Here is a 17,060-nt window from a genome sequence, read left to right on the forward strand (position 1 = left end):
ATAAAATTACTTTCCACCAACACTCTTGAGCCCGCCGGTTTCCGGGTAAACATCAAAATGCCTGATATTGGCGGGCATAAAAGTGAGCACGCCATACTGCGAGATAAGGAATTTTCCACTTATGTTTACAGTGTTTGAATTGTAAAGTTTCACTTCGGCATAATCGGGTATGCGGTAATAAAAACCATGTTGCTTGGTTTTCAGGGTGTCTTTTCCGGTTTGATATGCCTGCAGCGCTTTGGTGTTCTCTGATTTATTTATTGATAAGTAAACGGGCTCTCCGTAAGGATCGCCGGTTTCGAGCACACCATGCAGCGTGGAAAAACGGAATAAAGGAACTGAATCCGAGGGCTTGTCGGCCTTGGGAATGTAATTAAAACTGTAAGTAATCTTCTTTGTGAAGATGATGCCGGTAAAAAGTTTGCGGTATTCATTTTCAAGTTTTTCCAGCTCTTCGTTCATAAGTTTAAAAGTTTCTTTGTCGTAGTTCACTTCCTGAAACCCGCTGATGAGGTTAAAACGGTTATCTTTCACCTTGATGATGAAGTCGGCTGCATCTTTCGCTTTCTGCTCGGGTGTTTTTTCAACCATCGAACGTTTATACGTTACTTTCTCAACGGTGATTGAATCCAAATTGACCTTCTCAATGATCGTGTCCACTTTTTCAAACAGGTTCAGGTCGGTATAATACTTAAAAATATCCGGGAACACGTTTCCTGCTTCATTAAAAACACAAACAGGTTTCTCCGGCGATACCGTATCCTTATGTTTTTTCGTCCCCAAAATAATCCCCGATTCATCAAGCGCCATGCGGAATTGTTCCATCTCACTGCTGCACTTTTGTTTCATTTCAACAAAAAAATACTGCTGCGGGTCAGGCTCGCTGATTGAAGAAAGTTTTAGCTCGCTGATTTCATAAACAGTACTGTTGTTTTTTATCACATTTGTAATGCCTAAGTATTTCTCCGCAAATTCAGCATAAGGCCCCCTGATTTGTTCTGTTTTGTTCACAACAACATCAATCTGAATGATATTCCGGGGCAATGCATAATAAAAACCTTCCCCTTCAGCAGGATCACCTGATTCACCTATCCGGCTTATATGAACAATGGACTTTGAACATGAAAAAATCATCAGTGAACTGAGTAATAAAAAACAATACCTTTTAATCATTGCTATTATTTTTATGCAAACTTACAAGTATTTTACAAATAATAAAAACGATATTTTCCATTAAAATGAATCTGCAAAGGGACCTGACAAATTAATTAATTTGTAATTTTGAACAAATTACGCCATGCTATCTAAAAAGACACAATATTCATTTTATGCCCTGGTTCACCTTGCAAGAGAGTATCAGAAAGGGCCGGTACTCATCAGCACCATATCTCAAAGCGAAAAAATTCCTAAGAAGTTTCTTGAAGCCATACTTCTGGAACTTAAAAAAAACGGCTATGTCGAAAGCAAAAAAGGCAAAGGAGGCGGTTATTTTCTGGTGAAACCACCCCAGCAGATAAATCTTGCAGAAATATTACGTTTATTTGAAGGCGCCATTGCCTTGCTACCTTGTGCTGCCTACAAATTTTACAAACCCTGTACTCAATGCAAAGATGAAAAAAAATGCGGCCTGCGCTCAGTAATCAAAGATGTTCGCGAAGAAACTGTTCAGTTACTTAAAAGTTATACATTGGCAAGCGTATTAAAAAAAGAAAAAGAATTAATGAAAAAATAATTTTTTTTACAAAATAGTCTACTATTTTAGTAGACTTTTATATATTTGCAGAAAATTAAATCATTTATATGAAAAAATTATTGTTTTTGCTTAGAATAGCTTTGATCTCAGTATTTTTTTCATGCACTATTTCATGCAACGGCCCAGTAAAAGAGCAAAAATCAAAAGATTTAAAAGGAAAAATTTCCATTTCCGGCGCTTTTGCGATGTACCCTCTTACGGTGGAATGGGCTGAAGAATTTAAAAAAATACATCCTGATGTTACCATGGATATATCTGCGGGTGGAGCCGGCAAAGGTATGGTAGATGTGATGAATGGTTTGGTGGATATAGCTATGTTTTCACGCGAAGTAAGCCCGGAAGAAAAGTCAAAAGGGGCTTGGTATATCGCAACAGCAAAAGATGCTGTTCTTCCCACCATCAACAAATCAAACCCTGTGTTTCCTGAGCTTGCAGTTAAAGGGCTTAAACGGCAGGATTTTATAGACATTTTTATTACCGGTAGCAGAAAAAACTGGAGCGGGCTGGTGAAAACCAGCAATAATAAGATAAACCTTTATACACGTTCTGATGCATGCGGTGCAGCCGAGATGTGGGCCAAATATTTAGGCAAAAAACAGGAAGACCTGAAAGGGGTTGGTGTTTACGGCGACCCCGGAATATGTGATGCCGTAAAAAATGATAAATACGGCATCGGTTTCAATAATATAGCTTACGCTTATGACCCCGCAACCAAAGAAAATTATAATGGTATAGGCATAATTCCGCTGGATATCAATGAAGACGGCATAATAGACAGCACTGAAAGCTTTTACGACAATCTTGATAAACTTATAAACGCAATAAAGAAAGGACAATTTCCCTCACCTCCTGCCAGGGAACTTTATTTCATCACCAAAGGCAAACCTGAGAAGCCTGTTATTATTGAGTTTTTAAGGTTTGTTCTTAATGAAGGGCAAAAATATGTTCATGAAGCAGGCTACGTAGAATTAAGTGATGAAAAGGTCAAAGCAGAAATCGAAAAACTGAACTAACAACGCCAACTAATGTTTTTTTCTAAGCAGGAAAAAATCAGCACAGCCATCATGTATGTGTTTTTGGGGGTGATTATTGCGCTTCCGTTAATAATGTTTATAGGACTTGTCATAAAGTCCGGACATGTACTTCAGGAAAACTCATTAATAAATCTTTTATTTTCTACCGAATGGAAGCCTTTTCAGGGGAAATTCGGGTTTGCATCTTACATATACAGTTCTGTTCTTGTTACTTTGCTCTCGTTACTGATGGCAGTTCCTTTGTGCCTGCTCACAGCCATATACCTGACATACTATGCACGCAGTATTTATCTTAAAGTGATGCAACCGGTAATTGACATTCTCGCAGGAATTCCTTCCATCATTTATGGTATCTGGGGTGTGTTGCTCATTGTCCCGCTGATATCAAAACACATTGCTCCATTTTTTGAGATAGAATCTTCTGGTTATTCCGTTATTTCAGGCGCTTTGGTGCTTGCAATCATGATAACGCCTTTCATCCTTAACATTCTAATTGAAATTTTCAGAAGCATTGCCAAAGAATTGCCTGAAACATCCATTGCACTGGGGGCAACAAAATGGCAGACCATAAAATTTGTTGTTCTGCGTAAAGCATTCACAGGTATTGTTTCCGCTGTGGTGTTTGGCCTTTCAAGAGCTTTCGGCGAAACCATTGCTGTGCTGATGGTGGTCGGAAATGTAGCTCAGATTCCAAAGGATATTTTTCAGCCTGCTTACCCTTTGCCTGCTCTGATTGCTAATAATTTTGGCGAGATGCTTTCCATCCCCGGCTATGATTCTGCCCTCATGTTCGCTGCACTGATATTGCTGGTGATAGTAATGTTATTCAATCTGGCAGCACGCTGGCTTATTTCACGATATGAAGTAAAAGCATGCCTATGAGAAAAAAACTTCTTGTATTCGAGGAATCATTTTTTAAGTTGCTGATGAAAATTTCCCTGGGACTTCTGGTGCTTATTCTTTTGCTCATTATTTTCAGTATCTTTTACAAAGGCATGCCGTCATTATCATGGGAAATGATTTCGCAAACGCCGAAAGGCGGTTATTATTTCGGCAAGGGCGGTGGTGTGCTTAACGCCATTATCGGTTCGTTATATCTTGCTTTTGGCGCCACACTGCTGGCTTTTGTCATCGGCTTGCCTGTAGCCATGCTGATGAATGTCCATCTGAAAAAACATAAACATTTTGTCAATTCCATACGTTTTCTTCTGGATATCTTATGGGGAATTCCTTCTATTGTCTATGGCGCTTTCGGATTTACCCTGATGGTTGCCCTCGGCTTGAAAACATCTTTGCTCGCAGGTATCATCACCGTAGCATTATTTATTCTTCCTATCATGATACGAGCCATGGATGAAGTGCTGAGAAATGTGCCTGCCGGACTGATGGAAGTTTCTGTGTCGTTAGGTTCCAACCGCTCGCAAACAGCTTTCATTGTGTATCTCAGGCAGTGTTCATCAGCTATTGTTACTGCGATTATGATATCTTTCGGAAGGGCAATAGGAGACGCAGCCTCTGTGCTTTTCACTACCGGTTATACCGACAATATTCCTACATCAATAACACAACCTTCTGCGACGCTTCCTTTATCCATATTTTTTCAACTCTCCTCTCCTATTCCCGAAGTGCAAAGCCGGGCCTATGCTTCAGCTGCCATCCTCACCATATTAATATTGATAATCAGCGTTATGGCACGCTTATTATCGAACAAATACAATAAAAACAAAATCTCCTGAACATGCAGCCGAAAATCAGCATACAAAACCTGAACCTGAGTATAGGAAAGCATCACATTTTGAAAAACATAAATCTGGACATACCACCTAATCAGGTTACTGTCATACTCGGGCCTTCGGGTTGCGGCAAAACCACTCTGATGAAATGCTTAAACCGCCTCATTGACCTGGAAGAAAATATCAGCATTCAGGGCAACATATTGATTGACGGTGAAGATATACTCCATACTAAATCCGATTTATCCAGCATACGTAAAAAAATGGGACTTCTCTCCCAGCGCCCCTATCCACTGCCGATGAATATTTTTGACAATATTGCTTACGGACTCAAAATAAACAGAATTGGAAACAGAAAGACAATAAAAGAAAAAGTGGAATTTTATCTCAAGCAGGTGAACCTTTGGGATGAAGTGAAAGACAGACTCAAAGAGCCTGCTTCACGTCTTTCTCTGGGACAGCAGCAACGATTATGCCTGGCACGCGGCCTTGCCGTGGAACCTGAAATAATCCTTGCAGATGAGCCCACCTCAGCACTTGACCCGCTTTCCAGTGCAACCATCGAAAAGAAATTTATTCAGCTGAAAGATAGTTATACTTTAATAATGGTTACTCATATTTTACGGCAGGCAAAACGTGTTGCCGATTATGTAGTTTTTATGTACCTGGGTGAAATTATGGAATGTGGTAAAGCCGAAGATTTTTTTAATAATCCAAAGCAAGAAATCACAAAAAAATACCTGCAGGGAATATTTAATTAAGAGTTAATAATAGCTTAACATAATTCTTTATATTTAAGGCTAAATAAGCCAAAACTTATAACCATGATGAAACACCAGGCATTTTTATTGTTCATTCTGATGATAAGCGGCAACAGCATTTTTGCCCAGTTCAATCTCAGCGCCGAATACCGCCCCCGTTTTGAGTTCAGAGATGGATTTAAACTACTTCCTCCCGAGTTCGGGCAAACACCTGCGTATCAGGTAAGCCATAGGCTGCGGCTGAATGTTGGATTCAAATGGGGTATCGTTAACACATATATTTCTATTCAGGATTACCGCATCTGGGGTGATGAACCCATGAAAAAAGATGTTGCCGGCCTGAGTCTTTACCAGGGATGGGCAGAAATAAAGGTATGCGACAGTTTTTTTGTTAAAGCCGGCCGCCAGGAATTTGCTTATGACAATCTCAGACTGCTTGATAACGGGGGATTTAACCAGAAGGGGACAGTACATGATGCGCTCCTTCTGAAATACAATATCAGGGGATTTTCGGCAGACCTGGGTCTGGCATATAATCAGTCGAGGGATACAATAAACTCCACCGATTACAACACAAGCCTGGGCAACTACAAAACCCTGAGTTTTTTGTGGTTGAAATTTAAAATGAAAAATTTCGGCATTCAGGGATTCCTTATAGCTGACGGATACCAGAAGAAACTTACAACAAACACTATTTATTTGAGGGGAACCCACGGCGGCACTATAAGCTACTTTGGAAAACATATCACTGCTGAAGGCCGTAGTGCTATACAATTCGGGAAGGATGAAACAGGAAAGCTTATCAATGCATGGTATGCAAACATTGATTTGACATTCAGGCCTTTTGAATTTTTTAACATCATCGGAGGAACAGAATTCCTGAGTGGGAATAACGGTGAAAAACCCGGCGAAACCCGCGTTAAATATTTTACACCATTATATGGTTCGGGTCACAAGTTCAACGGAAACATGGAATATTTTTCCAAGCCTTCGGGAACAAAGTATTCCGGCCTGATAGATGTCTATGCCAAGCTGATATTTATTATAAAAAATAAGTATAATATTCAGGCAGATATTCATTATTTCAGGACAGGAAATAATTATGTACTCAACGAAACTGTGCAAAGGCCTTACCTTGGCACTGAAGCAGATATTAGCGCAAAAATTCCTATTGTAAAATATGTCGACCTGCAGCTGGGGTATTCAGCCATGTTCGGCAGCAATACATTGGCAAGCATGCAGGGTAGCAGTAAAAAGAATTTCGGGCACTGGGCTTTTGTGATGTTATGTGTGAAGCCAACTATTTTTACATACGATGTGGAAAAAAACAAATAAAACAATTTAATCATGCTGATGAATATTTCTTACTCATATATTTTTCAAAAGCTAAAACCACCTATTTTTATTTCATGAAGTTTGATCTCACCATATTAGGAAGCAGTTCGGCAACACCAACCAATGAGCGCCACCCCAGCGCACAGGTGCTAAATATTGATGACGAACTTTTTTTAATTGATTGCGGGGAAGGCACACAGATGCAGATGAGAAAATTTAAAGTCAAATTTCAGCGCATCAACCATATTTTCATATCACATTTGCACGGCGACCATTACCTCGGACTGGCGGGACTTTTATTCACTTATCATTTGCTTGGCCGCACAAAAGAGCTCCATGTGTATGCCAACAGCGAACTTCAGGAAATCATAGAAAAACAATTACAGGTTTCCGGCACAACACTTATCTTTCCGCTGGTGTTTCACAGCCTGCCGGAAAACAAGCCACATCACTTATATGAAAATAAAAAAATTTCAATAAGCTGTTTCCCTTTGTTACACAGGGTTCCAACACATGGATTTATATTCCGGCAAAAGCACTGCGAACGAAATATAATTAAAAATAAAATTACGGAACTGAACATCCCTGTAAATAAAATCCCTGAAATAAAAAACGGCAGCGATTTCACAGATGCCAAAGGTAAAAAGCACTCCAATGCCGAGCTTATCATGGAACCATCTCCGGAAAAAGTCTATGTGTATTGTTCCGATACCGGGTACTGTCCTAAAATTGTTCCGTTTTTTAAAAACGCCGATATACTTTATCATGAGGCAACATTTATGCACGATATGGAGGAACGCGCAAATGCCAAGCAGCACTCAACCACTGTCCATGCAGCTACCATCGCAAAAAAAGCCCATGTTAAAAAATTAATTATTGGCCACTATTCGGCCAGATATGATGAGTTGGAACCAGTGCTGAAAGAAACACAAAATGTTTTTAGCAACACCGAAATAGCGGAGGAAGGGAAAATATATTCTGTGTAATCCAGATTCTAATATTTTAAAAAACACACTTAACGAATAATTATCAGACTGTATCCCCTATAATAAGTCCTATTTATAAAATGTAAAGAAGAATTCGTATTTTTGTACTTATTTTTATTATTCAAATAAACTTATATACCATAAATACTTTAGAACATTTGCTTTAGGACGTTTTAAAATATAATCAATGACATTAAAAAGAAAAAAATTCATCAGGATATTTGTAATTGTAATTATTATTTTTGTTATGCTTGGGCTTATTTTATACCCTAAAATGAAGCGCCTTTTCGAATCGGGCACCGACACATTCAAAGGCTCATCATTATCTCAGGGGAAAGGGCAGCCCTTGCTGGCAAGCGGTTATGTTGCCGTCCCGACAAAAATGAATGACCTTGTTCACAGTACGGGAACTTTGCTTCCTGACGAAGAAGTTGATCTTTCTTTTGAAACCTCAGGTAAGGTTGTTGGCGTGTTTTTCACTGAAGGCAGCCGTGTTAAAAAAGGTGTGTTACTCGCAAAAATCAATGACAAACCCTTACAGGCACAATTATTAAAACTCAAATCCCAGCTTAAACTTATAAGGGAGCGAGAGTTTCGCCAGCGGCAGCTACTCGACCGCGATGCAATCAGCCGCGAAAGCTATGATCAGGTTTTTACCGAGCTGCAATCGCTTGTTGCCGACAGCATGCTCATTGAAGCACATATTTCTGAAACAGAATTAAGAGCACCTTTTGATGGCATTGTCGGATTACGTTTAATCAGTGAAGGAGCCTATGCTACAACACAAACGAAAATTGTGCGCGTCATAAAAATCAGCCCGTTAAAAGTTGAATTTTCAATTCCCGAGCGTTACGCCGGTGTAGTATCCCCGGGTTTCCCAATAAGCTTTCTTGTTGACGGTGTAACGGAGGCATATTCTGCCAATGTTTATGCCGTTTCTCCCAAGGTGGACGAAAACACTCGCACCATTGTTGTCAGGGCATTATATAGCAATAAAAATGAAGAACTGAAGCCAGGACGTTTTGTGAGCGTCAGGGTATTGTTGTCTCAGATTGACAGCGCGATATCAATACCCTCAGAGGCTGTTATCCCAGAAATGGAGGGCGAAAAGGTTTTTATTTATAAGAACGGTAAAGCAGAAGAAGTAAAAGTAAACCTGGGGCTGCGTACCGAATCACATGTTCAGGTTCAGGAAGGGCTTCATTTTGGAGATACCGTTCTCATAACAGCCATATTGCAGTTACGGCAAGGCCTTCCTGTGAAACTTGATACGCTGATAACTAATAAAACTATTGAGAACCCCTTGCCATGAGTTTAGCATCAACAAGTATAAAACGGCCCGTTCTCACAACAGTATTTTCACTGGTAATCATAATATTTGGCATCATCGGATTGACTTATCTCGGTATCAGGGAGTTTCCAAATGTTGACCCGCCCATAATATCCGTAAATACCAATTACCCTGGTGCAAATTCAGATGTTATTGAAACTCAGATTACCGAGCCTTTGGAGCAGGCAATAAACGGCATTCCTGGTATTCGTGTATTAACCAGCAACAGCAGGCAGGGACGTAGCAATATTACTGTGGAATTTGAATTATCCGTTGATATGGAAACGGCAGCCAATGATGTAAGGGATAAAGTTTCGCAGGCACAAAGGCGTTTGCCACGCGATTGTGACCCTCCTACTGTTTCCAAAGCCGATGCTGACACCCGCCCTATAATCATGATTGCAGTGAAAAGCCCTAAAAGGTCACTGCTGGAGATTTCGGAAATTGCCGACCTTACCTTCAAAGAGCAACTGCAAACCGTACCGGGGGTGAGTTCTGTAGCTATCTGGGGCGAAAAGCGCTATGCGATGCGCATATGGCTGGATCCACAAAAACTGGCAGGCTATCAACTTACACCTCTGGATGTAAAGAACGCTATATTACGCGAAAATGTCGAGTTGCCCGCTGGAAGTATTGAAGGCTCAAACACTGAACTTACTATCAGAGCCCTTGGCCTGATGTCTACACCTCAGGAATATAATGCCCTTATCTTACGGCAAACCGGCGACCAGATTGTCAGGGTGAGTGATATTGGCCGTGCCGAACTGGGCCCGGAAGAATTGCGCGGTATCGCCAAAATGAATGGCGTGCCTATGATAGCCACAGCAATAATACCTCAACCCGGCGCTAATCATATTGAAATTGCTGATGAAGTTTATAAAAGGCTCGAATACATAAAAAAAAACCTTCCCTCTGATGTTACTTATGAAATCGGATTAGATAATTCAAAATACATAAGGGCTTCCATAAAAGAAGTACTGTCAACGATTTACCTTGCTTTTTTTCTGGTGGTCATCATTATTTTTGCCTTTTTACGCGACTGGCGCACCACATTGATTCCGATGCTTGTCATCCCGGTTTCTTTAATAGGTTCCTTTTTCGTAATGTATCTCTTCGGGTTCTCCATCAATGTATTGACACTTCTTGCTATTGTACTGTCTATTGGCCTTGTGGTTGATGATGCAATAGTGATGATGGAAAATATTTATGTAAAGATTGAAAAAGGAATGTCACCGCTTGAAGCTGGCTTTAAAGGGTCTAATGAAATATTTTTCGCTATTATTTCTACTACTTTAACGCTCATTGCAGTTTTTATCCCCATAGTTTTCCTGGAAGGAATGACTGGAAGATTGTTCAGGGAATTTAGTATTGTGATTGCAGGCGCTGTTGCCATTTCAGCTTTTGTGGCCCTTACCCTGACCCCCATGCTGTCAACCAAGCTCCTTAAAACAAGGCACAAAAGAAGCAACACATATAATTTTACAGAGAAGTTTTTTGTTTCTTTTAATAATGCGTATCAAAAATCCCTTAATGCTTTTTTGAATAAAAAATACATTTCCCTAATTATCCTTTTTTCGGCAATTATATTGATTTTTATTTTTTGGAGAAGCATCCCTGCCGAAATGGCGCCCCTTGAAGACAGGTCGCAGATGAATGTCAACATTACCTCTCAGGAAGGAGCTACCTATGATTTTAAACTTAAATATATTGATGAGGTTGATGAACTTGTAAAAAAAATCATTCCCGAGTACGATAAAATAACTACGATGGTTCGAACCGACTGGAGTGTTGTCCAAATTTTGCTGGTTGACCCATCCAAAAGAAAAAGAACTCAACAGGAAATGGCTATCCAACTAACAAATGAACTGCGAAAAAAAACCCGCGCAAGAGCAAGTGTAATACAGCAATCTACTTTTGGCGGGCGCCGCGCAGGCCTTCCAGTGCAATATGTGATTCAGGCGCCCAACATTGATAAACTTCGTGAAATACTTCCGGAATTTATGACAAAAGTACAGGAAAACCCCACATTTGTCATGGCGGATGTTAATCTTAAGTTTACCAAGCCGGAACTTCAGATTGTGATTAACAGGGACAAAGCAAATCTTCTCGGGGTTTCTACTGAAAATATTGGGCAGACATTGCAACTGGCGCTTAGCGGACAACGGTTCGGGTATTTTATCATGAACGGGAAACAATATCAGATACTGGGTGAGTTGGCCCGGGCAGACCGTAACAAGCCCCTTGACTTAAAATCATTATATGTAAGAAACAACAATGGGGATATGGTGCAGCTTGACAATTTTGTTTCCTTGCAGGAATCCACAGCCCCGCCCCAATTGTTCCGGCACAACCGTTTTGTAGCCGCCACTGTTACTTCGGGACTTGCTGAAGGGAAAACCATGAGCCAGGGTATTGAAGAAATGGACAAAATTGCTTCTAACGTGCTGGATGATTCTTTCAGAACATCGCTTGCAGGCGACTCGAAAGACTTTATGGAAAGCTCTTCCAGTCTGATGTTTGCCTTCATTCTGGCCATCATCCTCATATTTTTGGTTCTTGCGGCACAGTTTGAAAGCTTTAAAGACCCGGTAATAGTGATGATGACTGTCCCACTGGCTATTACAGGCGCACTGCTGTTCATGTGGGTTTTTGACATCACCATGAATATTTTCAGTCAGATAGGCATCATTATGCTGGTAGGGCTGGTTTCGAAAAACGGAATACTTATCGTGGAATTTGCCAATCAGCGCAAGCTGGCGGGGATGAATAAATTTGACGCTATACGCTATGCAGCAGCAGCCCGTTTCAGACCAATTTTAATGACCAGCCTGTCCACCATACTGGGAGTGTTGCCCCTGGCAATGGGATGGGGCGAAGGCGCTCAAAGCAGAGTGGCGATGGGGGTAGCCGTAGTGGGAGGAATGACATTATCAACATTCCTGACACTGTATGTGGTGCCATCCATTTATCTGTTTATTTCAAGTGAATCAAAAAGCATAACTAATGAATCCAATAATTCCGTTGAACTTGATACGAAATAAAAAAATAAGCTTTTTGTTTTTTTTCTTTTTTATCCTGAGCCAGGCATTTGCTCAGGAGGTCTATGACCTTAGCCGCTGTATTAAGCTTGGAATGGAACAAAATTTTTCGTTGCAGGTGGTACGCAACAATGAAAAAATTGCTGTCAATAATTACAATGTCGGAAATGCTGGTATGTTACCAGACCTTTCTGCCACAGGCCAGTTTGGGGGCACACTGAACTCTACAAATCAAAGCCTGCGCGACAGCAGCGATATTTCAGCTAATAATATTCATAATACAACGGGCTCTGCCGGTATTGACTTAGGAATTACGATTTTCAAAGGCTTTCAGGTAATCAACACATACAAAAAACTGGGGAAGCAGAGTGAACTGGCAGGGCTCAACAAACAAATGGCCATTGAAAATCTTATAGCGCAGATTGTGTCAGAATACAACAATTATATTCAACAGCTAATTCTCAGTAAAAATCTGGCTTATGCTGTTTCCCTTTCGCGCGAACGTGTCCGCATTGATGAACAAAGGTATTTGCTGGGTGGCGCCTCAAAAATGGAATTATTACAATCCCTGGTTTACCTGAATGCTGACAGCTCAAGATATGCACAACAAAATGAAGTGCTGCGTTCTTCACAGATAAAACTGCACGAACTGATGTCTTCAGAAGACCCCGCAGTGAACATTATTTTGAAAGATACTTTGATTCAAATCAACGAAAGCCTTTCTTATGAAGAACTCTTGTCAAATACTCTTGCTAGCAATACCAGTTTGCAAATTGCATCAAAAAATCAGTCCATTTCCGAATTGGATTACAAAATAATTAAATCACGTTACTATCCTTACCTGAACCTTTCAACCGGTTATGGATATGCTTATAATGCTTATGGGAGCGGCGATATTCGCAATCAACAGGCTTACGGAATGAATTACGGCCTCACGCTCGGAATTAACATTTTTGATGGGTTCAACAGAAATCGTGAAATAAAAAATGCCCGCGTTGAAATTGAAAATAAAAATTTCCAATACAAAGAAATTGAGCAGGAAGTGAAGGCCGACCTGCTGAGTATTTTCTTTGCTTACGAAAATAATATCAGGCTTATACGTCTTGAAGAGCAAAATCTGGAAATTGCCCATGAGAACCTGAAAATTGCCATTGAGCGTTACAAACTGGGAAACCTGTCGGGAATAGAACTGCGGGAAGTGCAGAAGAGCCTTCTGGATGCTGAAGAACGCCTGATTTCCGTTAAGTACATGGCAAAACTTGCCGAAATCTCTTTAAAGCTGATTTCCGGAAAAATCATGGATTATTTATAAGCTATCCTGCTTAAAAAATATTATCCTGTTTCACCTGCACCGTTCCCTGGTATGGTGTGCGGTTGATGATGGAGCGACCCAAAGTTACCTCGTCGGCATATTCCAATTCATCTCCGAAAGAGATGCCCCTGGCGATAGTGGTAATATCAACATCAAAGCTGCTGAGTTTTTTATACAGGAAAAAGTTGGTGGTATCCCCTTCGATAGTTGCAGGCAAAGCAAGTACCACCTCTTTACATGCTCCATCCGCAACACGTGATAGAAGCTCATTTATATTCAGGTCGGCGGGGCCTATGCCGTCCATGGGAGAAATGATACCGCCCAGAATGTGGTACACGCCATTGTACTGGTTTGTATTTTCTATAGCTATCACATCTCTGATATCTTCAACAACACAGATGATGGATTTGTTGCGTTTAATATTGGCACAGATGTCACACACATCGTTTTCGGTGATGTTGTAGCAATATTTACAGTAACGTATTTCCTGTCGCAGTTTCATGATGGCGTTTCCAAGAGCATCAGAAGTTTCGGAATTTTCGCGTAACAGGTGCAACACCATGCGCACCGCTGATTTGCGTCCTATGCCCGGCAATTTTGCAAATTCATTCACAGCCTGGTCGAAGAGTTTGGAAGGATAGGTTGCCACTGCAATAAGTTTTTTTACAAAATTAAGAATAATAAATTTCATTGTTAGGATTTATGCTTTCTTATGTATGATTTTTCCAACAACGCTCTGTTTATAAAAAGTAGTTTTATTCTGCACATCTTCGTACAGTATCCTTAAAAAATCGTTTTTCTTTTAAAAAATTAAATGCATTATTTATCTTCCTGCGCAAGAAAAGATTAATTTTATTGCAGTTCTGAATTCAGCATTTAATATGGAATTTCTAAAAAAAACAGCAACATATCTTCTGGAGCAGCATAAAGATGATTTCAGCAACCTGTGCATCGTGCTACCCAACCGCCGCGCAGGCTTGTTCCTGAAAAAATATATTTCGCAGCTTATCAGTAAGCCGGTTTTTCTTCCGCACATCACTTCCATACAGGATTTCATCGTTGAATTATCCGGCAAAGACTTAGTGAATGAATTTATCGCCCTCACAGAATTATACACCAGCTATGCCGAAATCAAAAAAAACGAAGCCGAGACTTTCGATGAGTTCCTGAAATGGGGAGCAAAGCTGTTGCAGGATTTTGACGAGATAGACCAGCACCTTGGCGATGCACACTATATCTTTACTTACCTGAAGGAAGAGAAAAACCTTGCCCTTTGGGCTCTCGACAAAAAACCCCTTAGCGAATTCCAGGAAAATTACCTTCGCTTTTACACTTTGTTTTATGACATTTACCGGAATTTCTCACAGCGGCTTGCAGAAAACAAACTGGCTACTTACGGTATGTGTTGCCGTGCTGTTGCAGAGTGCATGCAAAAAAACGACTGCCGTATCAGGCATAAAAAAGTTATTTTTTCAGGGCTCAACGCACTCACGCGTTCGGAAGAGTTTATTATTCATAGCATAAAAGACAAAGGCCATGCCGAAATGTTATGGGATGCGGACAAATACTATATCGATAATACCGGGCAGGAAGCGGGATATTTTTTAAGGAAACACTTTAAAGCTTTTCAGGAACCTGAAAAAAAATGGGTAGAAAACCTGCTCTTGCAAGACAATAAATCTATAACAATTACAGGAGTTGCTGGCCATGTGGGACAGGTTAAGTATGCAGCGGATGAAATCAACAACCTTATAAAAGCAGGTGTCAGACCCGAAGATATTGCTGTGATACTCAATGACGAGAACCTGCTGATACCCATGCTGAATTCAATACCTGCTGAAGTTGATAAATTTAATATCACCATGGGATTTCCATTGAAATTATCGCCGGTATATTCATTGATAGACCTGCTGTTTACGCTTCAGAAAAACGCACAAAAATTTAAAAAAGTTAAGAACGCCCATGAACCTTTGTTTTATTTCAAAGACCTGCAACTGTTGTTCAGCCACAGTTACTTTCCGGTATTAACAGGCGAACTGGCTAATGGCCCCGGCCATAATGCAAGTTTCAACAAACTGCTCACAGAAGCAAAAAAAATATTTTACACTACTGCAGAGCTAAAGGCTTTGCTTCAAAACAATGGTATCGTGTTACCGAAAAGTCTCAGCCGCCTGCTTCTTCCATGGAAACAGGAACCAAGCCTGGCCTTGCAAAATCTTACTGAGATGATTTTATTCATCAAAAATAAACTGCCAAAGAAAAAGAATATTGAAACAGAGCTGTTGTTTTTCACATACACCATTTTCAACACGATAAGAACCACTGTTGACAAAGCAAAGATAAACTTCAGCCTGAACACGCTGCATCAGCTTTTTATACAATATGTTTCCAGAGCCACTGTGCCTTTTAGCGGGGAGCCCCTCAGCGGACTGCAAATTATGGGGATGCTCGAAACCCGCACTCTTGACTTTGAAAATATCTTTCTGTTGTCAGTGAATGAAGGCGTGCTTCCAAAGGGAAAGCCCACCAATTCATTCATCCCTCACTCCATCCGCCTTGATACAGGCTTGCCAACATACAAACATAATGAACAAATTTTTGCCTACCATTTTTATCGCCTGTTGCAAAGAAGTAAAAATATTCACATCGTATATAACACTCAGGATGATGATTTCGGTGGTGGCGAAAAAAGCCGCTTTGCCAGCCAACTTCTTTATGAACTGTCTTACCGGAATAAAAACACCGTCATAAAAGAAAAATTGCTGACTATTCCTCCCGGTAAAATTATTAGCGAGCCTATTTACATCACAAAAGACGAAGCGATAAATGCCAAAATTGGAGAACTGGCGGCTTCGGGCTTTTCTCATTCGTCCCTTAACATTTTACGCAAATGCGGCTTGAGGTATTATTTACACTATATCGCCGGTATCAGTGAAGAGGAAGAAATAGAAGAAACCATTGACAGTGCAGAACTTGGCAATAAGATTCACGCGATACTTCATGAAATGTTCCAACCTTTACTGCAGAAAGAAATTTACGAGAAAGACATAGAAAAATGCTTTGAAGAAGTGGACAGCCACCTTGCCAAAGAATTCAGCCCAGGCAGCAGCCATAATTTTGACCTTTTGAGCGGTAAAAACCTGCTAATATTTCACGTTGTGAAAGATTATATCACCGAACTACTCAAAAAACAAATATCCATAGTGAACAGCGCAAGAGAAAAGTATGGAAGCTATCAGGTGTTATTTACTGAAAAAAAACTGGAAGCAGAACTTACCATGCAGCTTAACAATAAAGAACAGCACGTAAAAATCAAGGGTTTTCTTGACCGTATCGATAAAATTGATAACGACATTGAAGTTATTGATTACAAAAGCGGAAACACAAAGAACAAAAACTTCAACCTTGACAAATTACTTGCAGATGTGCAGGAGCCTAACAGCGATTATTGTTTCCAGATGATGTTGTATTTGATACTGTGTCGTAATTTCCAGGACTTTCAGGGTAAAAATATCAGTTGCGGAGTTTGGGGACTGAGACAGATTGATGCTGGGCTCAGCAAAGTATATATCAAACCTGAAGGGCAAAAAGAAAAAATCTATGACCTGAGTGAAGAGCAAATAAAAATGTTTGAAGACTTGCTGGAAAATTTACTAAAACGTCTGTTTGACTCTACAGAAAACTTCACACAGACAAGCAATGAAGAAAATTGCAAGTATTGTCCATATATTAAAATTTGCGGAAAATTGAAGCAGGAATAATAATCTGACAAAAAATT

Annotated in this window: 13 protein-coding genes; 11 read left to right on the forward strand and 2 right to left on the reverse strand. The window is 40.2% G+C overall.

Annotation, left to right across the window (positions count from 1 at the left end; translation table 11 throughout):
- Nucleotides 1-6: 6 nt before the first annotated feature.
- Entirely contained in the window at nt 7-1,173 is a 1,167-nt protein-coding gene (locus M0R16_10635) for a DUF4831 family protein (protein MCK9613329.1), read from the reverse strand.
- Between the two features lie 124 nt (nt 1,174-1,297).
- Between M0R16_10635 and M0R16_10640 the strand changes: the two genes are divergently transcribed.
- The 10 genes from M0R16_10640 (at nt 1,298) to M0R16_10685 (ending at nt 13,282) form a co-directional block, all read left to right on the forward strand.
- A complete protein-coding gene (locus M0R16_10640) occupies nt 1,298-1,732 on the forward strand; it encodes an Rrf2 family transcriptional regulator (GenBank protein MCK9613330.1) in 435 nt (144 codons plus the stop codon).
- Nucleotides 1,733-1,800: 68 nt separating this feature from the next.
- The gene (locus M0R16_10645) at nt 1,801-2,766 is read left to right on the forward strand and encodes a substrate-binding domain-containing protein (protein MCK9613331.1); all 966 of its coding nucleotides are present in this window, start codon (nt 1,801-1,803) and stop codon (nt 2,764-2,766) included.
- 12 nt (nt 2,767-2,778) lie between these two features.
- Nucleotides 2,779-3,669 carry a phosphate ABC transporter permease subunit PstC gene (pstC, locus tag M0R16_10650; GenBank protein MCK9613332.1) on the forward strand — a complete coding sequence of 297 codons (891 nt, stop codon included), beginning with the start codon at nt 2,779-2,781 and terminating at the stop codon, nt 3,667-3,669.
- Entirely contained in the window at nt 3,666-4,523 is an 858-nt protein-coding gene (locus M0R16_10655; protein ID MCK9613333.1) for an ABC transporter permease subunit, read from the forward strand. Before pstC ends, M0R16_10655 begins: the two co-directional genes overlap by 4 nt.
- Nucleotides 4,524-4,525: 2 nt before the next feature.
- On the forward strand, nt 4,526-5,281 hold the full coding sequence (locus M0R16_10660; GenBank protein ID MCK9613334.1) for a phosphate ABC transporter ATP-binding protein: 756 nt from the start codon (nt 4,526-4,528) through the stop codon (nt 5,279-5,281).
- A 63-nt stretch (nt 5,282-5,344) separates the two neighbouring features.
- Nucleotides 5,345-6,616: an alginate export family protein gene (locus M0R16_10665; protein MCK9613335.1), complete on the forward strand. Its 1,272-nt coding sequence runs from the start codon at nt 5,345-5,347 to the stop codon at nt 6,614-6,616.
- Nucleotides 6,617-6,690: 74 nt separating this feature from the next.
- The gene (locus M0R16_10670; GenBank protein MCK9613336.1) at nt 6,691-7,602 is read left to right on the forward strand and encodes a ribonuclease Z; all 912 of its coding nucleotides are present in this window, start codon (nt 6,691-6,693) and stop codon (nt 7,600-7,602) included.
- Between the two features lie 187 nt (nt 7,603-7,789).
- A complete protein-coding gene (locus M0R16_10675) occupies nt 7,790-8,914 on the forward strand; it encodes an efflux RND transporter periplasmic adaptor subunit (protein ID MCK9613337.1) in 1,125 nt (374 codons plus the stop codon).
- Nucleotides 8,911-11,973 carry an efflux RND transporter permease subunit gene (locus tag M0R16_10680; protein ID MCK9613338.1) on the forward strand — a complete coding sequence of 1,021 codons (3,063 nt, stop codon included), beginning with the start codon at nt 8,911-8,913 and terminating at the stop codon, nt 11,971-11,973. Before M0R16_10675 ends, M0R16_10680 begins: the two co-directional genes overlap by 4 nt.
- Nucleotides 11,936-13,282, forward strand: a complete 1,347-nt coding sequence (locus M0R16_10685; GenBank protein MCK9613339.1) for a TolC family protein — start codon at nt 11,936-11,938, stop codon at nt 13,280-13,282. The genes M0R16_10680 and M0R16_10685 overlap by 38 nt, the downstream gene beginning before the upstream one ends.
- Nucleotides 13,283-13,292: 10 nt before the next feature.
- On the opposite strand, the gene recR is transcribed toward M0R16_10685, so the two are convergent.
- On the reverse strand, nt 13,293-13,973 hold the full coding sequence (recR, locus tag M0R16_10690; GenBank protein MCK9613340.1) for a recombination mediator RecR: 681 nt from the start codon (nt 13,971-13,973) through the stop codon (nt 13,293-13,295).
- Between the two features lie 190 nt (nt 13,974-14,163).
- Here recR and M0R16_10695 point away from each other — a divergent pair, with 190 nt between their 5' ends.
- A complete protein-coding gene (locus tag M0R16_10695) occupies nt 14,164-17,043 on the forward strand; it encodes a PD-(D/E)XK nuclease family protein (protein ID MCK9613341.1) in 2,880 nt (959 codons plus the stop codon).
- The last annotated feature ends 17 nt before the right edge of the window (nt 17,044-17,060 follow it).

It is taken from the genome of Bacteroidales bacterium, assembly GCA_023228145.1.
Classification (GTDB): Bacteria; Bacteroidota; Bacteroidia; order Bacteroidales; family CAIWKO01; genus CAIWKO01.

Excerpts from the sequence above, each read along its gene's own strand:
- M0R16_10680 (MCK9613338.1), top strand. The coding sequence starts at position 8,911 with ATGAGTTTAGCATCAACAAGTATAAAACGGCCCGTTCTCACAACAGTA.
- pstC (MCK9613332.1), top strand. The coding sequence starts at position 2,779 with ATGTTTTTTTCTAAGCAGGAAAAAATCAGCACAGCCATCATGTATGTG.
- M0R16_10670 (MCK9613336.1), top strand. The coding sequence starts at position 6,691 with ATGAAGTTTGATCTCACCATATTAGGAAGCAGTTCGGCAACACCAACC.
- M0R16_10685 (MCK9613339.1), top strand. The coding sequence starts at position 11,936 with ATGAATCCAATAATTCCGTTGAACTTGATACGAAATAAAAAAATAAGC.
- M0R16_10655 (MCK9613333.1), top strand. The coding sequence starts at position 3,666 with ATGAGAAAAAAACTTCTTGTATTCGAGGAATCATTTTTTAAGTTGCTG.
- M0R16_10665 (MCK9613335.1), top strand. The coding sequence starts at position 5,345 with ATGATGAAACACCAGGCATTTTTATTGTTCATTCTGATGATAAGCGGC.
- M0R16_10660 (MCK9613334.1), top strand. The coding sequence starts at position 4,526 with ATGCAGCCGAAAATCAGCATACAAAACCTGAACCTGAGTATAGGAAAG.
- M0R16_10695 (MCK9613341.1), top strand. The coding sequence starts at position 14,164 with ATGGAATTTCTAAAAAAAACAGCAACATATCTTCTGGAGCAGCATAAA.
- M0R16_10675 (MCK9613337.1), top strand. The coding sequence starts at position 7,790 with ATGACATTAAAAAGAAAAAAATTCATCAGGATATTTGTAATTGTAATT.
- recR (MCK9613340.1), bottom strand. The coding sequence starts at position 13,973 with ATGAAATTTATTATTCTTAATTTTGTAAAAAAACTTATTGCAGTGGCA.
- M0R16_10640 (MCK9613330.1), top strand. The coding sequence starts at position 1,298 with ATGCTATCTAAAAAGACACAATATTCATTTTATGCCCTGGTTCACCTT.
- M0R16_10645 (MCK9613331.1), top strand. The coding sequence starts at position 1,801 with ATGAAAAAATTATTGTTTTTGCTTAGAATAGCTTTGATCTCAGTATTT.
- M0R16_10635 (MCK9613329.1), bottom strand. The coding sequence starts at position 1,173 with ATGATTAAAAGGTATTGTTTTTTATTACTCAGTTCACTGATGATTTTT.